We start from the raw sequence: 18,993 nt of genomic DNA on the forward strand, positions 1-18,993 counted from the left end.
GACCGCGCGGCACCCGCCGCGATGGCCTTAATCAGCTGATGCAGCGTCAACGGCTAAGCGCTTTATGTTGCCCGAAAGAGTGCGGTATTCCCACATCGAACGTGCCACTTTGACATGGGTGAAAACTATGTGAAGGTGCCCCGCTTATCGGCCAAGGGTCAGCATCCGCAGCGTCAGTCCAGATCGCTGGCCTGGTGCCGCTCGGGCACCTGGCCGGCGGGATCGCCCATCACGCGGTTCACTTTCCGGCCGCGGATCACCGCGCGGCGCGACGCCACCTCCCTGGCCCAGCGCTGGAGATGGGTGTACGTGCCGACATCGAGGAACTCCGCGGCGCCATACAACTGCCCCAGCACGAGGCCGCCGTACCACGGCCAGATGGCGATATCCGCTATCGAGTAGTCGTCGCCCGCCACGTAGCGATGCGTCGCCAGCTGGCGATCGAGCACGTCGAGCTGGCGCTTGGTCTCCATCGCATAACGGTTGATCGGGTATTCCAGCTTTTCCGGCGCATACGCATAGAAGTGACCGAAACCGCCGCCGACGAACGGTGCCGACCCCATCTGCCAGAACAACCAGCTCATGGTTTCGGCACGGGCCGACGGTTCGGTCGGCAGCAACGCGCCGAACTTCTCGGCCAGATACACCAGGATCGCGCCGGATTCGAACACGCGCGTCGGCGTGGGCGTGCTGCGGTCGACCAGTGCCGGGATCTTGGAGTTGGGATTGACCTCGACGAAACCGGAACCGAACTGGTTGCCCTCGTTGATGCGGATCAGCCATGCATCGTATTCGGCCCCGGCATGACCCAGGGCCAGCAGCTCCTCGAGCATGATGCTGACCTTCTGCCCGTTGGGCGTAGCCAGAGAGTAGAGCTGCAACGGATGCTCACCGACCGGCAGAGGCGCTTCATGCGTGGCCCCGGCCACCGGCCGGTTGATGTTGGCGAACGCGCCGCCGCCGGTGTCCGGCACGGTCCAGACCTTGGGCGGTACGTACGGTGTGGTGTCACTCATGGCTATGGTGCTCCGCTGGGTTGGGGGCCACGACTGGCTACGTGGCATCAGCGTTCTATGGGTACCCATGCGGTGAAAACCCAGTGGGGCGAGCGCGCCGCCAGCGTAGAGGCGCCTGTCGCGGCCTAGGGCCGTTGCCTAACGAAGCCGTCCGGTCGGTTTGAAAAACGCACCAGGCGACAACCCGAAGTGCTTGCGGAACATGGCTGAAAACGCGCTCGGGCTGTCATAGCCCAGGCTCAGCGCCACGTCGATCACCGGCAGGCCCTGCGCCAGACGTTCCAGTCCGGCGAGCAGGCGGGATCGCTGCCGCCATTGCCCGAAGGTCATACCGAGCTCGCGGGTAAAAAGGCGCTGAATCGTTTTTACATGCAGGGCCGTATGCGTGGCCCACTGCTCGAGTGTCGCGGTGTCATCCGGGTGCGCCGTGATGTGCGCGCAGATCGCTGCGAGGCGCTCGTCCGCAGGGTGGGGCAGGTGCAGCGGAAGTACGGCCAGCGTCTGCAGTTCGTCCACGATCAGCCGCATGACACGGCCGTCCCGGGAGTCCTCGTCATAAGGGTAGGTGACCGTCTCCGCCGCCTGCATCAGCTGCCGGAGCAGCGGTCCCACTTCGACGGCGCAGGGCGTGGAGGGCAGCTCGAATCCGGCCTCGAGCTCGACCGACACGTTACGTTGCTGGACGTCGCCCACACAGCGCGAGGAGTGCGTGGTGCCCGCAGGCATCCAGATGGCGCGGGTAGGTGGAACGACCCAGCGGCCCACGGGCGAATGCACCACCAGCAGGCCGTCCTTTGCGTATAGCAACTGGTGGTAGTCGTGGCGATGCTCCGGAATCACCGTCCCTGCGGGGTAGTGCTGCCGCTGGCACTGGACCATGTCCTTTTTGCGATAGGTAGTGCCCATTTGCCGCGCGAAGGCTGGAAAAGGGCACCCTAACATCACGCCTCACGATGCGTCGATAGCGCGCCATTGAGTCGATCCGATGATCCGAGACCTTCCTCCGCAGGCTGCCCGCCAAGGGCTGATCGCCTTCCTGATCGCCTTCTGTTGTTCGGGCGTGGCCATCGAGATGGCCGCGACCGCGGTGGCCTGGCAGCTTTACGCCACCACCGGCCGTGCGTCCGACCTGGGGCTGATCGGCCTTGCGCGGTTTCTTCCGTCGCTGATTTTCGTGTTGCCCGCCGGGCATATGGCCGACCGTTACGACCGGCGTCTGCTGGTGGGGACGGCACAGGCGATCGCCTGCCTTGCGTTGGCCGGGTTGTGGGCATGCTCGGCGACGGGTGCGGTCAGCCGCCTCGACGTTCTCGCGCTGGTCAATATCAGTGGCATCGCCGCCGCGATCCGCGGCCCGGCGTTTCAGAGCATGGTGCCTGGCCTGGTGCCCGCAAGCGGACTGGCCCGTGCCAGTGCGGCAAGCGCGGCGGTGGATGAGTTCGCGTCGATCGCGGGGCCCGTCTTCGGCGGGCTGCTGTACCTCGCCGGGCCGGCGACGGTCTACGCGATCGCCGCGCTGTTGACGATCGTGTCGGGGGCGCTGGTCACACGGCTTCCCTACCAGCAGGCGCTGGCGCCACGCATACCGGTCACACGCAAGGACCTTTTCGCCGGCGTGCACTTCATCCGCGCTCGTCCCGACATCGTCGGTGTCATTTCGCTGGATCTGTTCGCGGTGCTGCTCGGTGGCGCGACGGCGCTGCTGCCGGTGTTCGCGAAGGACGTCCTGCATACCGGTCCGTTAGGTCTGGGCATGTTGCGCATGGCGCCATCCATCGGAGCGGTAGCGGTGGGTCTGTGGCTGGCGCGTTATCCGCTCGACAAGCGCGTCGGTCACCTCATGTTCGGCTGCGTCGCAGGGTTCGGTCTGTCCACCATCGGGTTTGCCTTGTCCACGCAACTGTGGACGTCCTTACTGGCGCTGGTGCTGCTCGGCGGCTTCGACATGGTCAGCATGGTGATTCGCAGTGCACTGGTTCAGGTCGAAACCCCCGACGCAATGCGCGGCCGTGTCGGCGCGATCAATTCGATCTTCGTGAATACATCGAACCAGCTGGGCGCATTCGAGTCGGGCATGCTCGCTGCGTGGGTGGGTGCCGTGCCCGCGGTGATCGTCGGCGGCGTGGGTACCCTGCTGGTCACGGCGCTGTGGATGCACTGGTTCCCTGGGCTGCGTCAGCGGCAGACCCTGATGTCCGACACCGATGTCTCCCTGTTGGCATAGCCGTCCGGGCAGGTTGCGATTTCGCCCAGTCCGTCACGTACCGGTTGGCAAGTTTTTGCTAACTTTGCCGAAAATGCGCAAAGTCCCCGCCGCTGTTGTCCGGCGTGAAGGTGGCTGGCGTCAGGGGCAGGGGACAGGGGCGACATGTACATCAGCAGTCGGATCGAGTGGAACCGCGAAACGCGGCGCATGGAAGTCATCACCGAATACGTACCGGGCGAGCCACCCGAGGAGCCCGAGGCGCCACGACGCCCCGTCAATCTCGGCGCGTGCCTGGTCGTCACGGCGGCGGTCGCCACGACCGTGCCGACCAGCGCCTGGAGCGCGACGACGACGTCGATCTACCAGCAGGCTTCCGATGCCGAGCGCTCGCATATCGATGGCAGCGGCGTGCGCGTGTTTCATTACGACGGCGGTATCAATCCGCTGTCGTTCAATGGGCCGGGTGTCGTCGATTCGCAGGGCGACTACCCGGACATGTCCGGCTATAAGAACAATGTCTACAAGGTCGACGGAAATTACGTCGGGCTTTACGACAGCGCCAGCGATCCCGGCGGTATTGGCTACGGCGCGCTCGCCAGGAAGAACAATCACGGCCCGTGGATGAACTACACCCTGCTCCAGCAGGCGCCGGGTGTGACATTGCTGACAGGCTGGACCAGCAACTGGGCGCAGACCTTCGCCGTCGCCAGCGATCCCAACGGGTATCACGCAAGGGTGATGAGCGCGTCGGAACTCGTCTGGTATGGCTCGCTCCAGCCGTCGGAAATCGCCGCGCTCGACAAGGTCGTGGCCAACGACGGCCTGCTGCTGCTTGCCGCCGGCAACGACCCATCGTGGGCGAGCACGGTTCCTGTCGGCATGTCGCCGAGCTATGACACCAAATACTTCGGGCACGTCATCCCGGTCACCGGGACCAATCAGTACACGGGTGATTTCTCGACCAACCTCACCTCGTGCCACGGCACGAAGTACTACTGCGTGGCGGCCCCTCAGGGCACCTTGCAACGCGACGCGGACGGTAACCCCATCCGCTCCGCCAACGGACGGTATCTCTACAGCAACGGTGCCGGCACGTCCTGGTCCGCCCCCAACGCGAACGGCGTCACCGCCGAAGTCGTGCAGCGCTATCCGTGGATGACGGCGCGCAACCTCACGGAAGTGATCCTCGGGACGGCCGATCCCCGGGGTACCGACAATATCGACGAGAACACCGGCTGGGGCGAGGTCAATCGTGACGCCGCCATCGGCGGCTACAAACAGTTCGCCTGGGGCCAGAGCAAGCTGGCCATTCCCGCGGGACAGGTGGCGTACTTCGACAACGATATCGGCGACGAACGCGCCGACGCGGTCACCACCGGCATCTACAACAACGATGCCGCCACGCTGGGTAACGTCAGCACGACGCTCGCGGGCGGCTTCGACAAGTCCGGCGACGGCACGCTCGTGCTCAACGGCGACAACACCTATCACGGCAAGGGCAACGTGCTGGGCGGCATGGTCGTCGTCAATGGGCGCAACGACAACGCGGCCTTCGCGGTGAGCAAGAGCGCCATCCTCCAGTCCGGCGACAACACCGCCGGCATGTCGGTCGGGTCGCTGGACAATGCGGGCACGCTCGCACTGCGGCACGTGGGCACGACGTTCGACGTCATGGGCGATTACACCGGCCACGATCTGAGCCTGCTGCTGATCAACACCTATCTGGGCGACGACACGACGACCCGGACGCCGGTGCTGCACGTCCACGGCAACACCACGGGCACGTCCATCGTCGCCATCGCGAACGCGGGCGGTCCGGGCGGACTGATCGCGGGTACGCCTTCGAGTCAGGACGGCCACCTGCTGGCGCAGGTCGACGGTACGTCCGGCGGCGAGTTCGTGCAGGAAGGCCGCGTCGTCGCGGGCGCATACGATTACTTCGTGCGGCGCGGTACCACCCATGGTGTGGCCGCCAGCAAGAACTGGTACCTGAGCAGCACGCTGACGCCGGTGCCCACGACGCCGGTCACGCCGCCTGCGACGCCCGATCCCGGTGCCGGTTCGACTCCGGATGTACCGGCAGTGCCCACGCCGCCCGGCGACACGGCGACGCCGCCCCCGGTTGTCGTCACACCGGCTACGCCCCCCGTATCGCCGACGGATGCCCCGCAGCCTCCGGAGATCAACGCGATCCGCCCCGAAGGCAACATTTACCTGGCCCAGTCCGTCGCCGCACGATCGATGTTTCAGGAGGGTCGCTGGCTGGGCAACCGTCTGGTCGGTGCCATGCCGGAAGACTGGGATATGCGTGGCTCCGTGTGGATGACAAACCAGCATAGCGACCGTCGTTACGAGGCCAGTGCCGACGGCGGCACGATCGCGGCACAGGACAATGTCGTCCAGGCGGGCGCGGGTGCGATGGTCGGTGACCATCTGGCGATCGGCGCTCGCGTCGGTTTCGGCGATACCCATACGTCGACGCGCTCGCCGCTGACCGGCTTCCACGCCACAGGTCGAACCAGGGGGACGCAGCTGGGCGTCTACGCGGATTACCGACAGAATCCGCAGGGCCTGTCCGGCTTCTCGGCGACGGCGGAACTTTCGGGCGCACGTTACCGCAACGAAGTGCACGGACAAGGTCTGCCGTCCGAGAGCTACCGGCTCACCTCCGCCGATCTCACGGTCGAGGGTGCCTATGACAGTCGCTGGCCGATGGGCGGCGACAAGGCGATCGTGTTCCGTCCGCATATGGCCGCCGCCCAAAGCCGGCTGCAGCGCGAGCAGCACGTCGAGGCGGGCGCTACGCGCGTCCGGTTCGACAGCCGTCCGAACACGCAGGTGCTTGCGGGCCTGCAGGTGGCGGGCGACCTGCGACAGATCGGCGATACGCACTGGATGCCGTATGCGGGTTACGACCGTATCCACAACAACCACTCGCCGCGGATCGCCATGGACGACACGAGTCTGTCGACGCGCGCGATGCGCAACGTCAGCCGCTATACCGTGGGCGCGGAGGCCCGGTTCCTCAACGGATTGCATCTTCGGCTCGACGTGCGCCACGAACACTCGGGTAAGGGGCTGAACGACAACGTGGCGCAGGCGTCGCTGGCGCTCGCGTTCTGAGGCGGTCAGTGTGCGCTGAACAGCTCGACGACGCTGTGTGGTGCGTCGTCGCCGAAGAAGCGCCGATGGTTGTGTGCCGTCAGCGCGGCGAAGTGCGCACTGCGAGGGAAGAGCGCTGCTTCATAGGCGGTGAGCGCGGCCTCGATGTCACCCCGATGCTCGCGTAGCGCCAGAGCCAGCTCGGCGCCGTCGAGGATGGCGAGGTTCGCGCCTTCGCCCGCGAAGGGCGACATCAGGTGGGCGGCATCGCCCAGCAAGGTCACGCCTTCGAGGCGCGCCCAGCGGTGATCGATCGGCAATGCGTGGATCGCGCGCACGATGGGAAGCGTGTCGCTGTCGGTGACCAGAGCTCTCAGCGACGGCGCCCAACCTTCGAAGGCTTCCGCCACACGGCGGAGCGCTTCCTTTGGCTCGGTGAAGTCGAGAGCGTCGATCCATGTTTCCGGCCGGTTCAACGCGACATAGGTATGCAGCGTTCCGTCGGCATATCGGTGCGCGAGGATGCCCTCGCCTGGTTGAACCGCCATCAGCGTACCGTTGCCGATGGCCCCGGCGCTGACTCTGTGTGTCGTATCCCCAGCGAACAGGCGTAACTCGACGAAGGTGGTGCCGACGTACGCGGGCCTGGCGGAAGACAGCAGTGGCCGGACCTTCGACCAGGCGCCATCGGCACCGACCAACAGGTCAGTGGTCATGGTCGAACCGTCCGCGAAGACGAGCTCGTGCTGGCCATCGCCAAGGCGGCTCGCCCGCGTCAGCTTGCGGCCCCACTGGATGGTGTCGTCCGGCAAGGAATCGATCAGCAGCTGGCGCAGCGCGCCACGATCGACCTCGGGCCGCGCCGTGTCGGGCGACCCCGGTTTATCGAGCAGAACCTCGCCGTTCCTGTCGACGATGCGCTTCGCATCCTCTCCCGGGAGGGCGAGCGCGAGAAACGCCTCGTAGAGACCGGCCGCCTTCAGGCCGATCTGACCGTTGTACGCGTGGATGTCGAGCAAGCGGCCCTGAGCTCTCGCCGTCGCCGATGTTTCGGCTTCGACGATGGTCGAAGCAATGCCGTTGATGTGCAGCACGCGTGCGAGGGTGAGACCGCCGAGGCCGGCGCCGACAATGGCGATGCGTGAGGTGTGCTGGATAGTCATGGCGCGCTCCTGAGGCCGACGGATATCGGTGGGAACGCTGGCCGACCACGCGAAAGCGGGGTGACGTGTATTCGGCTGCCCCGATCGGGACGTGGCAGCCGTTTTTCGCGGTCTTCGTGGGCGAAGGATCGCACGGGCTTTCGTTAATGGCCAGCCAGTGCTCCCTGCACGAACGAAGCGAACTGCCTGGCTTTCGCGCTGGCCAGCCGGCCCGACGGATAGACGGCCCACAGATCGATGGATGGCAGCGTCCAGTCGGTCAGCACGCGCTTGACCGTGCCGCTGGCGATCTCGTCGGCAAACATCCAGTCCGAGGCGACGGTCAGCCCCATGCCCGCGAGCACGGCAGCGCGGATACCTTCGGCGGCGCTGAAGCGCGCGCGACCGCTGACTTGCACGGAAACTTCGGTACCGTCACGCGTGAATGCCCATGCCCCGACGAACTGGCTGCCAGCGATGACCTGATAGTCCGCCAGGTCGGCCGGTCGCTTCGGCTCGCCCGCACGTTTGAGGTAAGCCGGTGTCGCGAGGAGCGAGCGTCCACCCGTCGCCAGCTTCTGTGCGACGGCGCCGGAGTCGTTCAGCGTACCCATGCGCAGCGACAGATCCACGCCCTCCGCCACGAGGTCAATGACGCGGTCGTCGAGAATCATGTCGACCTGCAGTTCCGGATGGTCCGCGAGGAAACGGGGCAGGTGAGGCACGACATGCAGACGGGCGAACGTCGTCGCCGCCGAAACGCGCAACCGGCCCGACAGCCCGAGGCTCGCGTCGCGCGCCGCCAGTTCCGCCTCGTCAGCCTCCTGCAGCGAGGCGGTAGCCCGTTCGTAAAAGCGAAGTCCCGCCTCGGTCGGGCTGAGGCCGTGGGTCGAGCGGTTCAACAGGCGGACGCCGAGCCGGTCTTCCAGCTGCGCCACCGTCTTGGACACAGCGGGCTGGCCGACGTGCAGCAGGCGCGCCGCGGCGGAAAACGAGCCGGTGTCGACTACCCGGACGAAGGCGGTCATGGCCTGAAAGCGATCCATGGGTATTCCTCAAAGGAATGAGCATTATCGCTTCGCGCCATCTGCCGTGTCGATGGGCGCAGGGCCACCATGTGCTCATCCGGCGGCAAACAGATGCTGCTCAGAACCCTCCGAGGAGCCCATCGCATGTTTCACGTCCACGCCTTCGCCACCCCCAACAGCATCAAGGTGCCTGTCGCCCTTGAGGAACTCGGGCTCGACTACGAACTGCATGGCGTCAACGTCAAACAGGGCGAGCAGCGCGCTCCCACCTTCCTCGCCCTCAATCCGAACGGCAAGGTGCCGGTGCTGATCGACGCCAGGGCCGGAGAGACGCTGGTGCTGACCGAGTCTGCCGCCATCCTGGTTTACCTCGCCGAACGTGAGGGCAAGCTTCTCCCGGCAACGGGCGAAGCACGAGCCCGCGTCTTCGAGCAGCTGTTCTTCCACGCATCCGGTCTCGGCCCGGCCTTCGGTCAGAGTGGTTTCTTCCAGCGCCAGGCGGCCGAGCCGCAGCCCCTCGCTATCGAGCGCTTCAGCAAAGAAGCGCAGCGCACGCTGGGCATGCTCGACAGCGTGCTCGCGCTGCGCCCCTTCGTCGCCGGTGACGACTACTCCATTGCCGACATCGCGCACTTCGGCTGGCTCTGGCGCCGCGAATTCGCCGGTGTCTCATTCGACACCACGCCACACGTAGCCCGCTGGTACGACGCCGTTGCAAGCCGACCCGCTACTCAGCGCGCCATCGCGAAGATCAACGCGCTCGTGCCTTCCGCCTGAACTCTCCCGACTCGCACACCACAGGAAACGTGACATGTCCCGCTTCGATTCGTACCGCAACCGCTACGCCAATGCTCGCCTGACCCGCTCCGACACCGGCGTCCTCGAAGTCGCATTGCACACCGATGGCGACAAACTGGTGTTCAACGGTCACACCCATGAGCAGTTCGTCGATCTCTTCCACGACATCGGTTCCGATCCGGAGAACCGCGTGGTCATTCTCACCGGCAGTGGCGATGCCTTCATGGATGCGATCAGCCCGGAGGGTTTCGACTTCTTCAGTCCGCTCGGGTACGACAAGATTTTCCGTGAGGGAAAAAAGGTCCTGATGAACATCCTCGACATCGAGGTGCCGCTGATCGCCGCACTCAATGGTCCGGTGTTGTTGCACTCCGAATACGCGCTGCTCGCCGACATCGTACTGGCAACGCCCGAGACCGTTTTCCAGGACAAACCGCATTTCGATTTCGGCATCGTCCCGGGCGACGGCGTGAACCTGCTCTGGCCCGAAGTGATCGGCAGCGTGCGCGGCCGCTACTTCGTGCTCACCCGCCAGGTGCTCGACGCGAAGACCGCGAAGGAATGGGGTGCGGTGAACGAGGTGGTCCCCGCCGCCGACCTTCTGCCGCGTGCACGTGAAATCGCCGAGTCGCTGGCCGCGCTGCCGCCACTGACCGCGCGTTATACCCGCATCGCGCTGACCCAGAAACTGCGCCGCATCGTCGATGAAGGTGCGGGCTACGGCCTGGCACTGGAAGGTATCAGCGCGGCGGAAGTCGCCCGTTCGATGACTCAGGCTTAAGGAGAACAACGCCATGTCCCTGCAAGAACGACTCGACGCCTTCAAGGCCGACTTCGAAGCCGGCAAGCCGCCGTACAGCGTCCCCTATACGGTCATTGAAACCATGCATCGCGCCACCGCCGAGCTGATCGCATCCGGCGCGGCCACCCGCGCCCTGAAGGCGGGCGACAAAGCACCGGCCTTTACCCTTCCCGATCCCGATGGCAGGCCGGTGTCCTCGGACGACCTCCTTCGCACCGGGTCGCTGGTGATCAGCTTTTACCGGGGCGTGTGGTGCCCGTACTGCAATATGGAATTGCAGGCGCTGCAGGCCGCGCTGCCGGAGTTCGCGGCGTTGGGCGCGAAACTGGTCGCCATCTCGCCACAGCTTCCTGCCAGCAGCCGGAAATCGTCGCGGCAGAACGAGCTAAGTTTTCCGATTCTGTCGGACGGCCATAACGATGTGGCAGATGCGTTCGGCCTGCGTTTCCAGATGCCGGACTATCTGATCGAGTTGTACCGGGGTCTGAAGAATGACCTGCCCGCGTTCAATGGCGATCCGAGCTGGACGCTGCCCATGCCGGCACGTTACGTCATCGATCGCGACGGAACGATCCTGTATGCCGAAGTCAATCCGGATTACACGCGTCGTCCTGACCCGCAGGACATGCTGCCGGCGCTGCGACAGGCGAATGCTGCGCAGGCAAAAGCCTGACCCGGCGTGTGCGACGTCGATTGCTCCCAGCACATGCGGACGTGTGCCTGGGCCATGCACTGAATGCCCATGTGCGAAGGGCGCTTACCGCCCCAGTGCCATCCGTTGGCAGTCGACGGATTCCGCCTCGTGGATCAGATCGGCCAGAAGCCCAGCAAGACCCCGCGCGTACTGAAGCCACTACGCCGCTTCGTTCATGAGGTCATGCGGGTTCGTCTCCGGATCCGTGTGGTAGGTGACGCGATGCTCCATAACGTTCTCCTTGCCTAAGCCGACCACTATCGAGGTGCGGCACGCCGGACATGGCACGGCGTGCCGCGGATCAAACGGATTCGCGGTTTGATCAGCTGCCCATGACCGGGCGCCGGACTTGGTGATTGACGAAGTATGTGGCGACGGCAGCCAGAAAATACTCAGAAAACGAGCTGGCGCCGCGGATCTTCAACCGTGTAAGCGGGATACGCAGACGGTCTGGAGACCGATGGGTTTGTCGCCGGGGGCTCCGACGGGCGAGCGGGTGCCGTATGATCGGTGGTAGCCATATCGACTGTTCCTGAGTTGGTAGTGGTTAGCGGGTCAGGGATGTTCTTAGCACCACTGGCTCGCGACTTTCACCTCATTGCGCATGGCTGCCCGCGAGGCTGTGAAGAGCATCGACGCAGGCAACGTGGTGGCCGTATCAAACAACTTGGGGTTGTCTGTAGGGCATGCGGTGTTGCCGGTTTGGTGCTTTGGGTAAAGGCGTTCGTCGAGCTATGATTCGTCATGCCTATCACCGTAAGGATTCGCGAGATGCCGGGACGAATGTTTTCATGCCTAGCGTTCGCGCTAGTGCCTCTCGTGGGTAACGCTGCGAAAGTTGCTGATTCCGCCGGTGATGATGTCGTTGCCGAGAGTGCCGCCATCAAAATTAGACCGTCATATCAACGTTGTCTTAACGAAAGTGGCAGCGTAACGCCTACGATGCTTAGGTGTAGTCGGCTGGAATACGACTTCCAGGATAAGCGTCTCAACGTGTCGTACAAGAATCTCATGAAGACGCTGGCCCAGCCGCAGCGAAACGCCTTGCGAGATGAGGAACGCCAATGGATCGAACATAAGGAGCGCTATTGCGCGCCGGAACCTGATTCGGGCCAGGGGCAGGAGGTGGCATCCGCAGACTGTCTTGTAGGCGAGACAGCTAAGCGAGCTACCGATTTAGAGTCGCGCATCAAATGAACTGACTTACAAGGAGAATTACGTGAGTAATCAATCAGCATGGACGTTGGGTCAAACGTCGTCGTACTTCGAAAGTGGCGTGGCCGGACCGGGTACCATATCAGGTGGAGCGGGCGATCACGGCGGGGTTTCTTACGGAACATATCAGTTGTCCAGCGCTGTGGGGACCGCGACCGAGTACGTCAACTGGTCCGCTTACAAGTCGCAGTTTGAAGGCCGAGTTCCTGCGACTGAGGCATTTGATGAAGTGTGGTCTCGGCTGGCGCGCGATGAACCGGCCTTCGGCACCAGTCAGCATGACTTTATCAAAACTACCCATTACGACCCGCAGATGACGCGGCTCGCTAATGCAGGCCTTGATTTGAGTTCTCGCGGTCCCGCCGTGCAGGATATGGTTTGGAGCATGTCCGTCCAGTATCGCGGCAATACGACAGGGATAATCGACCGCGGGCTGCGCGAGCGCTTCGGAGACGGATACGACTTGGGGCAAGTTTCAGATAAAGATCTTATTGAGGCCACTCACGATACAAAGCTGCGCCATGTGAATCAGGATTTTCATCGGTCATCGGGGCGCATTCAGCAAAACCTCGAGTTTCGAATGCAGGCAGAGAAGGAAGCCCTTGTTAAGTTCGATTCAACTGGTGTGCCGGCAACTCAGGCGGAAATCGGACAATTAGAGCGCGAAGCGCGACCTCTGAAGGTGGGGGGAAGTGGCGACCGGGTAAATGACCTCCAAACCAAGCTCGCGGAGCTTGGCTATCTTACAAACGATGGTCGAGCGATCGTGCCCGACGGACATTTTGGACGGGCGACTAAAGAGGCTTTGGAATCGTTCCAGCGCGCGGCAGGGCGTCCGGTAACTGGTGCGGCCAGCCCTCAAGATTTGGTCGCCGTGAATGATCAGATCGTTGCGCGCGGCAGAGCAACGACTTATCAAGCTCGATCTTCGGAGTCGCAACGGCTAGATTCGCCTGCGCATCCTGATAACGGCTTCTATTTACGAACGCGTGACCAAGTCCATCGCCTTGATCGAGATTGCGGCCGCGTTCCCGATCAACGTAGCGATAACTTGGCATGCGCCCTGACCGTCGAGGCGAGGGCCCAGGGTCTCTCGCGTATAGATAGCTTGGCATTTAACGAAGACGCAAGTCGTTTATGGGCCGGGCAGGGGCTGGGGGGACAGTTAAGTGGTCACACTATGCAGCACGCGAGCGTGGACACAGTCAGTGCTGTAAATACACCCGTGGAACTCAGTTCCGCCGCTTGGCCCGCGGCCATGCTGCAATTTCAGCAACACCAAGATCGGGCGCAGCAGCAACAGCAACAGCAGCAGATTCGTCAGGATGTTCTGGATGGCCAGCCTCATCAAGCTCCCGCCATGAATCTTCAGCGATAGAAGCTTCTTATCTCGGAGGCGTTAGTCTGGTGCCGAACGCACTGGCCTCGACTTCACGGCTCATCGGTCAGAGCTGCAAGCTGCTAAATGGTTAGACGGCGGCCGGAAGGCTAGCCGCCAGCTCCTCACATCGATCACGCAGAAAATCCCTCAACTGCGTGATCGCCGGGGTCAGTCGCGACCGGTGCGCACATACGAGATTGAGCGGTGACGGCTCGCAGTGGGCATGCGGAAATATCTCGCGCAGACGACCGGAGGCAATGTCATTGATCAAGTCCAGTCGCGACTTATAGATCAGGCCTTCAGCCGCCACGGCCCAGCGTCGTACGGCATCCGCGTCATCGCTGACGCGGTTGCCCGTTACGGTCACCGTCTTATCGCCGCCAGGCAGGGTGAACCGCCAGCGCTCGTGGACCTGCTCGCTCCAGACGAAACGCAGGCAGTTGTGCCTGCGCAGGTCGTCCACGCCCGAGGGTGTGCCGTGACGTTCCAGGTAAGCGGGCGAAGCGCAGAGCGCGCGCCGATTGTTCTCGATCAGCGGCATGGCTACCAGCGACGAGTCCGATAACGGGCCGTAGCGCACTGCGGCGTCGACGGGATGCTTCACGAGGTCGGCGAGTCGGTCGCTCAGGCGCACATGCAACGACAGGCCGGGGTGCCGGTGCTGAAACGTATCCAGCCAGCCCAGCAGCAGATTGCGGCCCAGGTCGGATGAGACGGACAGACGCAGCGTTCCCGACAGCGCCTCCTGCGCATGCGCCAGGGCCTGCTTGCCCTGAAGCTGGGCTTCGAGCATCGCCCGGGCATGCGGGAGATAGCGTTCGCCGTCTTCGGAGAGCTGCATGCTGCGGGTCGAGCGGGTGAAGAGCCGGGCCTCAACGGCCTTTTCCAGCCGCTGTACCGCAACGCTCGCCAGACCCGGCGCGATATTGAGCTGCCGGGCGGCCTCGGAGAAGGTGCCCGCGTCCACGGTCTGAACGAATATCTGCACATCATCGAGCCGGATCATTATCGTGATTTCGCAGAAAGTGTTAACGATGATTGGGGATTTTTCCTGAATCCACGTAAAGACACAATGTGCTCCTCGCTAACAGAAGGGTGCACCCATGAAAGCCATCGGCTTCTACAGCAATCAGACGATCGACCATCCGCAGGCGTTTCAGGACATCGAGGTCCCCGAGCCGACGCCGCGTGACCACGACATCCTTGTCGAGGTGCGGGCCGTATCTGTCAATCCGGTCGATACCAAAGTTCGCAAGCATGGCGACGTCCCCTCGGACGGCGCGCGCATCATCGGCTGGGACGCGGCAGGCATCGTTCGTGCGACCGGACCGTTGGCCACGCGCTTCAAGCCGGGCGACCGGGTCTGGTACGCGGGTGATATCACGCGTCCGGGGAGCAACAGCGAGTTGCAGGCCGTCGACGAGCGGGTCGTCGGCCCGATGCCGACGTCATTGGACTTCGCCGAGGCGGCGTCGCTCCCGCTGACCGCGATCACCGCATGGGAATTGCTGTTCGACCGCCTGCGTATCCACGAGGCCGACCCCACCGAGAATCAGGTGCTGCTGGTGACCGGAGCCGCCGGTGGTGTCGGTTCGATCCTGACCCAGCTTGCGCGTCGGCTGACCGGTGTGACGGTGATCGGTACGGCGTCCCGCGCTGAAACACGCGATTGGGTTCTGCAGCATGGCGCGCATCACGTCATCGATCACAGCCAGCCGTGGGAAGACCAGCTCAAAGCGCTGGGTATCGAGAGCGTCGACTACGTCGCCGGTCTGAATGCCAGCGCCGTCTACGTCCCGCAGATTGCCGCCGTCATACGGCCGGAGGGCAAGTTCGCGCTGATCGACGATCCTAAGGCCCTGGATATCGGGCCGTTCAAGAACAAGTCCATCTCGATCCATTGGGAACTCATGTATACCCGGCCGATCTTCACTACCCGAACCATCGCGCGACAGCATGCGTTGCTTCGCCGTGTCGCCGAACTCGTCGATCGCGGTGACCTGGTGCACACGCTCACGCAGCGCATCGACGGTTTCGATGCCGCGGGTCTGATCAAGGCGCATGCCCTCGTCGAAGCCGGAAGCATGATCGGCAAGGTTGTCGTGGTCCGTTAATTCGCGGAATTGGCGCTAAGTTCAGGAAAATGTGAGAATTAAGGGTTAATGGCAGTCTCCGCCATGCCACCGACCCGTAAATAAATTGAAGATCCCCCAAGGCCTGCAGCCGTTGATCGACGACGGCATCATCGACGACGTGCTCCGGCCCCTCAAAAGTGGCAAGGAGGCGGCGGTGTACGTCGTCCGTAGTGGCGACGACGTGCGCTGCGCCAAGGTCTATAAGGACATGGCGCACCGCAGCTTTCAGCAGCGTGTCCAGTATCAGGAAGGCCGCAAGGTAAGCAGCAGCCGCGAGGCGCGCGCTATCGGCAAAGGCAGCAAGTACGGCCGCAAGCAGCAGGAAGTCGCCTGGAAGAACGCCGAGGTCGACGCGCTCTACCAGTTGCGCGACGCAGGCGTTCGCGTCCCCGAACCGTTTGGGTATTTCCACGGCGTGCTGGTGATGGAGCTGGTTACCGATGCCGATGGCCTGTCAGCGCCCCGTCTGGGCGAGGTCGATCTCAGCGCCGCGGATGCCCTGGAATATCACCGGATTCTGGTCAGACAGGTCGTGCTGATGCTGTGCTCCGGACTGATCCACGGTGATCTCTCCGCGTACAACGTGCTTGTCGGGCCGGATGGCCCGGTGGTCATCGATTTTCCGCAGGTCGTCAGTGCGGCGGGCAACAATGCGGCGCGCACGATGCTCCTGCGTGACGTCAACAATCTCACGGCCTACCTTGGGCGTTCGGCGCCGGAGTTGCTGGAGACGTGGTACGGCGAGGAGATGTGGGCTTTGTTCCAGGCTGGCGAACTCCGCCCCGATACCGAGCTGACGGGCCATTTCGAACCGGATGAAAGCGAAGTCGATCTCGACAGTATCCGGCAGTCGATCAATGACGCCCGGGAAGAGGCGCTGATCCGCCAGCAGGGACGTGAGGCGGCGGAAGAAGACTAGGTTGCTTGTTCAGCCGTGGCCGTGACAGGCGGAGAAGTGCATGCTGCCCGGGGCGCGAGAAGGCAACGCGGGCGCGGCTCGAGCCTCGGCCCATGTGAACGGCGCGTGCCGCTCATGAAAGCGTGCGACCACATTGATCGCGAGGCGCTCACGACGAGCCGCCCGCCATTTCACGGGCGCCATTCCACCATGAGAGCCTTGTATAAGCGGGCGCACTCATGTCGGTCTCATCAGTCACTTCAGTATTCGCAGCGCACCTTTCCAGCCAGCAGTTCCCGTGTCTTGCCGCAAAAACGGCACATGCCCGCGATCAGGTCACTCACTTCGAGGCGACCGACCTGCGCTGCGGCAAAGACGATGCGGCCATCGCCGCCGCGATCGAGGACTTTGCCACGCGTCGCAAGCCCGAGCACGTGTTTCATAGCCTGGTGGTGCATTTCCCCCGGACGCCGTCGCTCGACGAAGAAGCCTTCGAGACGCACCTGTTCGCGCGTCTTCAGGGTATTCACGAGGTCGACAGCAAGCGCTTCGCGTGGGACGAGACGGTCAGTGCCGATCCCACCTCCGAGAAGTTTTCCATGAGCGTCGGCGGCAAGAGTTTCTACGTGATCGGTCTTCACCCGGGCGCCAGTCGTGCGGCGCGACGCCTGGCGCATCCGGCCATGGTGTTCAATCTGCACGCTCAATTTGAATTCCTACGCCAGCAGGGACGCTACGACAGGCTTCGAGAAGCGATCATCGAGCGAGACGTGGAACTCAATGGCTCCGCAAACCCCATGCTCGCTGTCCATGGCGAGAGCTCCGAGGCCCTGCAATACAGCGGCCGCCACATCGAGGGGTCATGGGAGTGCCCGTTTAAGCCAGTGGGAAGCAAGCAATGACGACGGTGATCGAACCTCAGAGCGGTGTCGCCTTCGTGTTGAGGGCCGGGCAGACGCTGACCGTCATCGATCCCGAGGGTGAGCAGGTGGCGGACCTCATCGCCTTTGCCCTGGCGGATAAAGCCGAGGTCCTGTCATCGGGTCGGACGCTCGATTATGCAAGCAAGATCTACCTGTCCACCGGCGATCTTCTCTATTCCAACCGCAGCTCGGTGATGCTGGAAATCACCGAGGACGATGTAGGACGACACGACTTTCTTCTCGCGCCATGCTCGGCGGAGATGTTCCGTAAGCTGTATGGACATACGGAGCCGCATCGTGGCTGCTTCGGCAATCTGCGCGCCGCACTCGAGCCGCACGGTATTACCGGGGATCAGATCCCGACGGCCTTCAACGTCTTCATGAATGTTCCTGTCAACGGCGAGACAGGCACGCTTACTGTCGAGCCGCCGTTGAGTAAACCGGGCGACAAGACGCGCTTCAGGGCGCACATGGATCTCGTCATCGGACTGACCGCGTGCTCGGCAGGTATGTCGAATAACTTCCGGTTCAAGCCGATCCACTACGTCATCGAGTGAGGGCACACCGGTCGTTATCGGACGGATTATCTAAAAAAAGGTGCCCGCGTTATCGCAGGCACCTTTTTTATCGCTGTCGCTTAAACCGGACGTTAGTAGCGCGCGCTTACTTTTTCGGTTCCTGCTGAAGGACGCCAAGATCGGCACCCGTCACTGGATCCCGCGACGAATCCGACGCTCCGCGGGTGGCGAAGAGACCGACCACCGCTTCTTCATCACTCGACAGTTGAACCGACGCCTGCCCGTCACCGCCATCGACAGGGATGTTCTGGTCGTTCGGCGTCATCACTTCCCACTGCTCACCGCGGTTCCAGGGGCCTGCCGCGTCACCTTCACCGGTGGACGTGTTGACATAGAGGCTGGTGAAGCGCGGATCGCCCGGCAACTTACCCGGCGGGAAGCTCTTGTCCATGGAGTAGAGGGCCTTTTCGAACGATTTCTGATGCGCGATTTCGCGGGTCATGAGAAAAGTCAGTGCATCCTTGACGCCGACGTCTTCGGTCACATTGATCAGGCGCTCATAGACGATCTTGGCCCTCGCTTCCGCAGCGATGTTCGATCGCAGGTCGGCTGTCGGCTCACCGATGGAGTCGACATAGGCACCCGAGAACGGCACGCCGGCGGAGTTGATCAGTGCGGGACCGCCACCGAACAACACCTGCGTAACGTGGCTGTCATTGCCAGCACCTTGGAGCGAGCGGAAAAGCTCGGCCTCCGACTCGACCGCTTCCGCGAGCCTGCCCTTCGCGCCGCGGTTGAGCATCGCGACGAGCGAGCCGATCACCTCGAGATGGCTCAGTTCCTCTGTGGCGATGTCGAGCAACATGTCTTTCCGGCCCATATCTTCTTCAGCCAGAGCCTGCGTGAAGTACCGCATAGCGGCGGCTAACTCACCCTGCGGTCCGCCGAACTGCTCGAGAAGCAGATTTGCAAGGGCAGGATTGGATTCCGAAACGCGAACGGTGTACTGAAGTCGCTTGTTGTGACTGAACATTGGCTTGCACCTGTGTGCTGGCTGACTGAGCACCGAGTGTCCGACATGCCGTGTGTTCAACCGGGGCGACGCGCGTGACGGCGCCATGGACATGGATGAAAT

At 63.2% G+C, this 18,993-nt stretch carries 16 protein-coding genes; 10 read left to right on the forward strand and 6 right to left on the reverse strand.

Going from position 1 to position 18,993, the window contains the following annotated elements:
- Positions 1-173: 173 nt before the first annotated feature.
- Together yghU and BLT40_RS13045 are read right to left on the reverse strand one after the other, a co-directional pair.
- On the reverse strand, positions 174-1,016 hold the full coding sequence (gene yghU, locus BLT40_RS13040) for a glutathione-dependent disulfide-bond oxidoreductase (RefSeq protein WP_079521633.1): 843 nt from the start codon (positions 1,014-1,016) through the stop codon (positions 174-176).
- 138 nt (positions 1,017-1,154) lie between these two features.
- On the reverse strand, positions 1,155-1,922 hold the full coding sequence (locus tag BLT40_RS13045) for an AraC family transcriptional regulator (protein ID WP_255364008.1): 768 nt from the start codon (positions 1,920-1,922) through the stop codon (positions 1,155-1,157).
- A gap of 79 nt (positions 1,923-2,001) precedes the next feature.
- On the opposite strand from BLT40_RS13045, the gene BLT40_RS13050 reads away from it, so the two are divergent.
- The gene (locus tag BLT40_RS13050) at positions 2,002-3,240 is read left to right on the forward strand and encodes an MFS transporter (protein WP_090353718.1); all 1,239 of its coding nucleotides are present in this window, start codon (positions 2,002-2,004) and stop codon (positions 3,238-3,240) included.
- Positions 3,241-3,384: 144 nt separating this feature from the next.
- Positions 3,385-6,345, forward strand: a complete 2,961-nt coding sequence (locus tag BLT40_RS13055; protein ID WP_090353721.1) for an autotransporter outer membrane beta-barrel domain-containing protein — start codon at positions 3,385-3,387, stop codon at positions 6,343-6,345.
- A gap of 5 nt (positions 6,346-6,350) precedes the next feature.
- Here BLT40_RS13055 and BLT40_RS13060 read toward each other — a convergent pair whose 3' ends face one another.
- Positions 6,351-7,487: an FAD-dependent oxidoreductase gene (locus tag BLT40_RS13060; protein ID WP_090353723.1), complete on the reverse strand. Its 1,137-nt coding sequence runs from the start codon at positions 7,485-7,487 to the stop codon at positions 6,351-6,353.
- Between the two features lie 143 nt (positions 7,488-7,630).
- Positions 7,631-8,512, reverse strand: a complete 882-nt coding sequence (locus BLT40_RS13065; RefSeq protein WP_090353726.1) for a LysR family transcriptional regulator — start codon at positions 8,510-8,512, stop codon at positions 7,631-7,633.
- Positions 8,513-8,638: 126 nt separating this feature from the next.
- Here BLT40_RS13065 and BLT40_RS13070 point away from each other — a divergent pair, with 126 nt between their 5' ends.
- The 4 genes from BLT40_RS13070 to BLT40_RS13095 all read left to right on the forward strand — a co-directional run bounded on the left by BLT40_RS13070 (position 8,639) and on the right by BLT40_RS13095 (position 13,381).
- A complete protein-coding gene (locus BLT40_RS13070) occupies positions 8,639-9,271 on the forward strand; it encodes a glutathione S-transferase family protein (protein WP_090353729.1) in 633 nt (210 codons plus the stop codon).
- A 34-nt stretch (positions 9,272-9,305) separates the two neighbouring features.
- Positions 9,306-10,073, forward strand: a complete 768-nt coding sequence (locus BLT40_RS13075) for an enoyl-CoA hydratase/isomerase family protein (protein WP_090353731.1) — start codon at positions 9,306-9,308, stop codon at positions 10,071-10,073.
- Between the two features lie 13 nt (positions 10,074-10,086).
- A complete protein-coding gene (locus tag BLT40_RS13080) occupies positions 10,087-10,767 on the forward strand; it encodes a peroxiredoxin-like family protein (protein WP_090353734.1) in 681 nt (226 codons plus the stop codon).
- Positions 10,768-12,007: 1,240 nt separating this feature from the next.
- The gene (locus BLT40_RS13095; RefSeq protein ID WP_143025884.1) at positions 12,008-13,381 is read left to right on the forward strand and encodes a peptidoglycan-binding domain-containing protein; all 1,374 of its coding nucleotides are present in this window, start codon (positions 12,008-12,010) and stop codon (positions 13,379-13,381) included.
- A gap of 91 nt (positions 13,382-13,472) precedes the next feature.
- On the opposite strand, the gene BLT40_RS13100 is transcribed toward BLT40_RS13095, so the two are convergent.
- A complete protein-coding gene (locus BLT40_RS13100) occupies positions 13,473-14,372 on the reverse strand; it encodes a LysR family transcriptional regulator (protein WP_255364009.1) in 900 nt (299 codons plus the stop codon).
- A 115-nt stretch (positions 14,373-14,487) separates the two neighbouring features.
- Here BLT40_RS13100 and BLT40_RS13105 point away from each other — a divergent pair, with 115 nt between their 5' ends.
- The 4 genes from BLT40_RS13105 (at position 14,488) to BLT40_RS13120 (ending at position 17,897) form a co-directional block, all read left to right on the forward strand.
- Positions 14,488-15,498: a zinc-binding alcohol dehydrogenase family protein gene (locus BLT40_RS13105; protein WP_090353747.1), complete on the forward strand. Its 1,011-nt coding sequence runs from the start codon at positions 14,488-14,490 to the stop codon at positions 15,496-15,498.
- Positions 15,499-15,583: 85 nt separating this feature from the next.
- The gene (locus tag BLT40_RS13110; RefSeq protein ID WP_079521641.1) at positions 15,584-16,438 is read left to right on the forward strand and encodes a PA4780 family RIO1-like protein kinase; all 855 of its coding nucleotides are present in this window, start codon (positions 15,584-15,586) and stop codon (positions 16,436-16,438) included.
- 218 nt (positions 16,439-16,656) lie between these two features.
- Complete coding sequence (gntA, locus tag BLT40_RS13115) at positions 16,657-17,319, forward strand: guanitoxin biosynthesis heme-dependent pre-guanitoxin N-hydroxylase GntA (RefSeq protein WP_090353749.1); 663 nt, start codon at positions 16,657-16,659, stop codon at positions 17,317-17,319.
- A complete protein-coding gene (locus BLT40_RS13120; protein ID WP_079521643.1) occupies positions 17,316-17,897 on the forward strand; it encodes a DUF1989 domain-containing protein in 582 nt (193 codons plus the stop codon). The genes gntA and BLT40_RS13120 overlap by 4 nt, the downstream gene beginning before the upstream one ends.
- A gap of 106 nt (positions 17,898-18,003) precedes the next feature.
- On the opposite strand, the gene BLT40_RS13125 is transcribed toward BLT40_RS13120, so the two are convergent.
- Positions 18,004-18,891, reverse strand: a complete 888-nt coding sequence (locus BLT40_RS13125; protein WP_079521644.1) for a manganese catalase family protein — start codon at positions 18,889-18,891, stop codon at positions 18,004-18,006.
- Positions 18,892-18,993: the final 102 nt, after the last annotated feature.

This window comes from Dyella sp. 333MFSha (assembly GCF_900102405.1).
Taxonomy (GTDB): domain Bacteria; phylum Pseudomonadota; class Gammaproteobacteria; order Xanthomonadales; family Rhodanobacteraceae; genus Luteibacter; species Luteibacter mycovicinus.

What these genes read in the sequence shown, in the direction of transcription:
- BLT40_RS13060 (WP_090353723.1), bottom strand. Translation starts at nt 7,487, where the DNA reads ATGACTATCCAGCACACCTCACGCATCGCCATTGTCGGCGCCGGCCTC.
- BLT40_RS13065 (WP_090353726.1), bottom strand. Translation starts at nt 8,512, where the DNA reads ATGGATCGCTTTCAGGCCATGACCGCCTTCGTCCGGGTAGTCGACACC.
- BLT40_RS13080 (WP_090353734.1), top strand. Translation starts at nt 10,087, where the DNA reads ATGTCCCTGCAAGAACGACTCGACGCCTTCAAGGCCGACTTCGAAGCC.
- BLT40_RS13105 (WP_090353747.1), top strand. Translation starts at nt 14,488, where the DNA reads ATGAAAGCCATCGGCTTCTACAGCAATCAGACGATCGACCATCCGCAG.
- BLT40_RS13125 (WP_079521644.1), bottom strand. Translation starts at nt 18,891, where the DNA reads ATGTTCAGTCACAACAAGCGACTTCAGTACACCGTTCGCGTTTCGGAA.
- BLT40_RS13050 (WP_090353718.1), top strand. Translation starts at nt 2,002, where the DNA reads ATGATCCGAGACCTTCCTCCGCAGGCTGCCCGCCAAGGGCTGATCGCC.
- BLT40_RS13045 (WP_255364008.1), bottom strand. Translation starts at nt 1,922, where the DNA reads ATGGGCACTACCTATCGCAAAAAGGACATGGTCCAGTGCCAGCGGCAG.
- BLT40_RS13075 (WP_090353731.1), top strand. Translation starts at nt 9,306, where the DNA reads ATGTCCCGCTTCGATTCGTACCGCAACCGCTACGCCAATGCTCGCCTG.
- BLT40_RS13070 (WP_090353729.1), top strand. Translation starts at nt 8,639, where the DNA reads ATGTTTCACGTCCACGCCTTCGCCACCCCCAACAGCATCAAGGTGCCT.
- BLT40_RS13055 (WP_090353721.1), top strand. Translation starts at nt 3,385, where the DNA reads ATGTACATCAGCAGTCGGATCGAGTGGAACCGCGAAACGCGGCGCATG.
- yghU (WP_079521633.1), bottom strand. Translation starts at nt 1,016, where the DNA reads ATGAGTGACACCACACCGTACGTACCGCCCAAGGTCTGGACCGTGCCG.
- BLT40_RS13120 (WP_079521643.1), top strand. Translation starts at nt 17,316, where the DNA reads ATGACGACGGTGATCGAACCTCAGAGCGGTGTCGCCTTCGTGTTGAGG.
- gntA (WP_090353749.1), top strand. Translation starts at nt 16,657, where the DNA reads ATGTCGGTCTCATCAGTCACTTCAGTATTCGCAGCGCACCTTTCCAGC.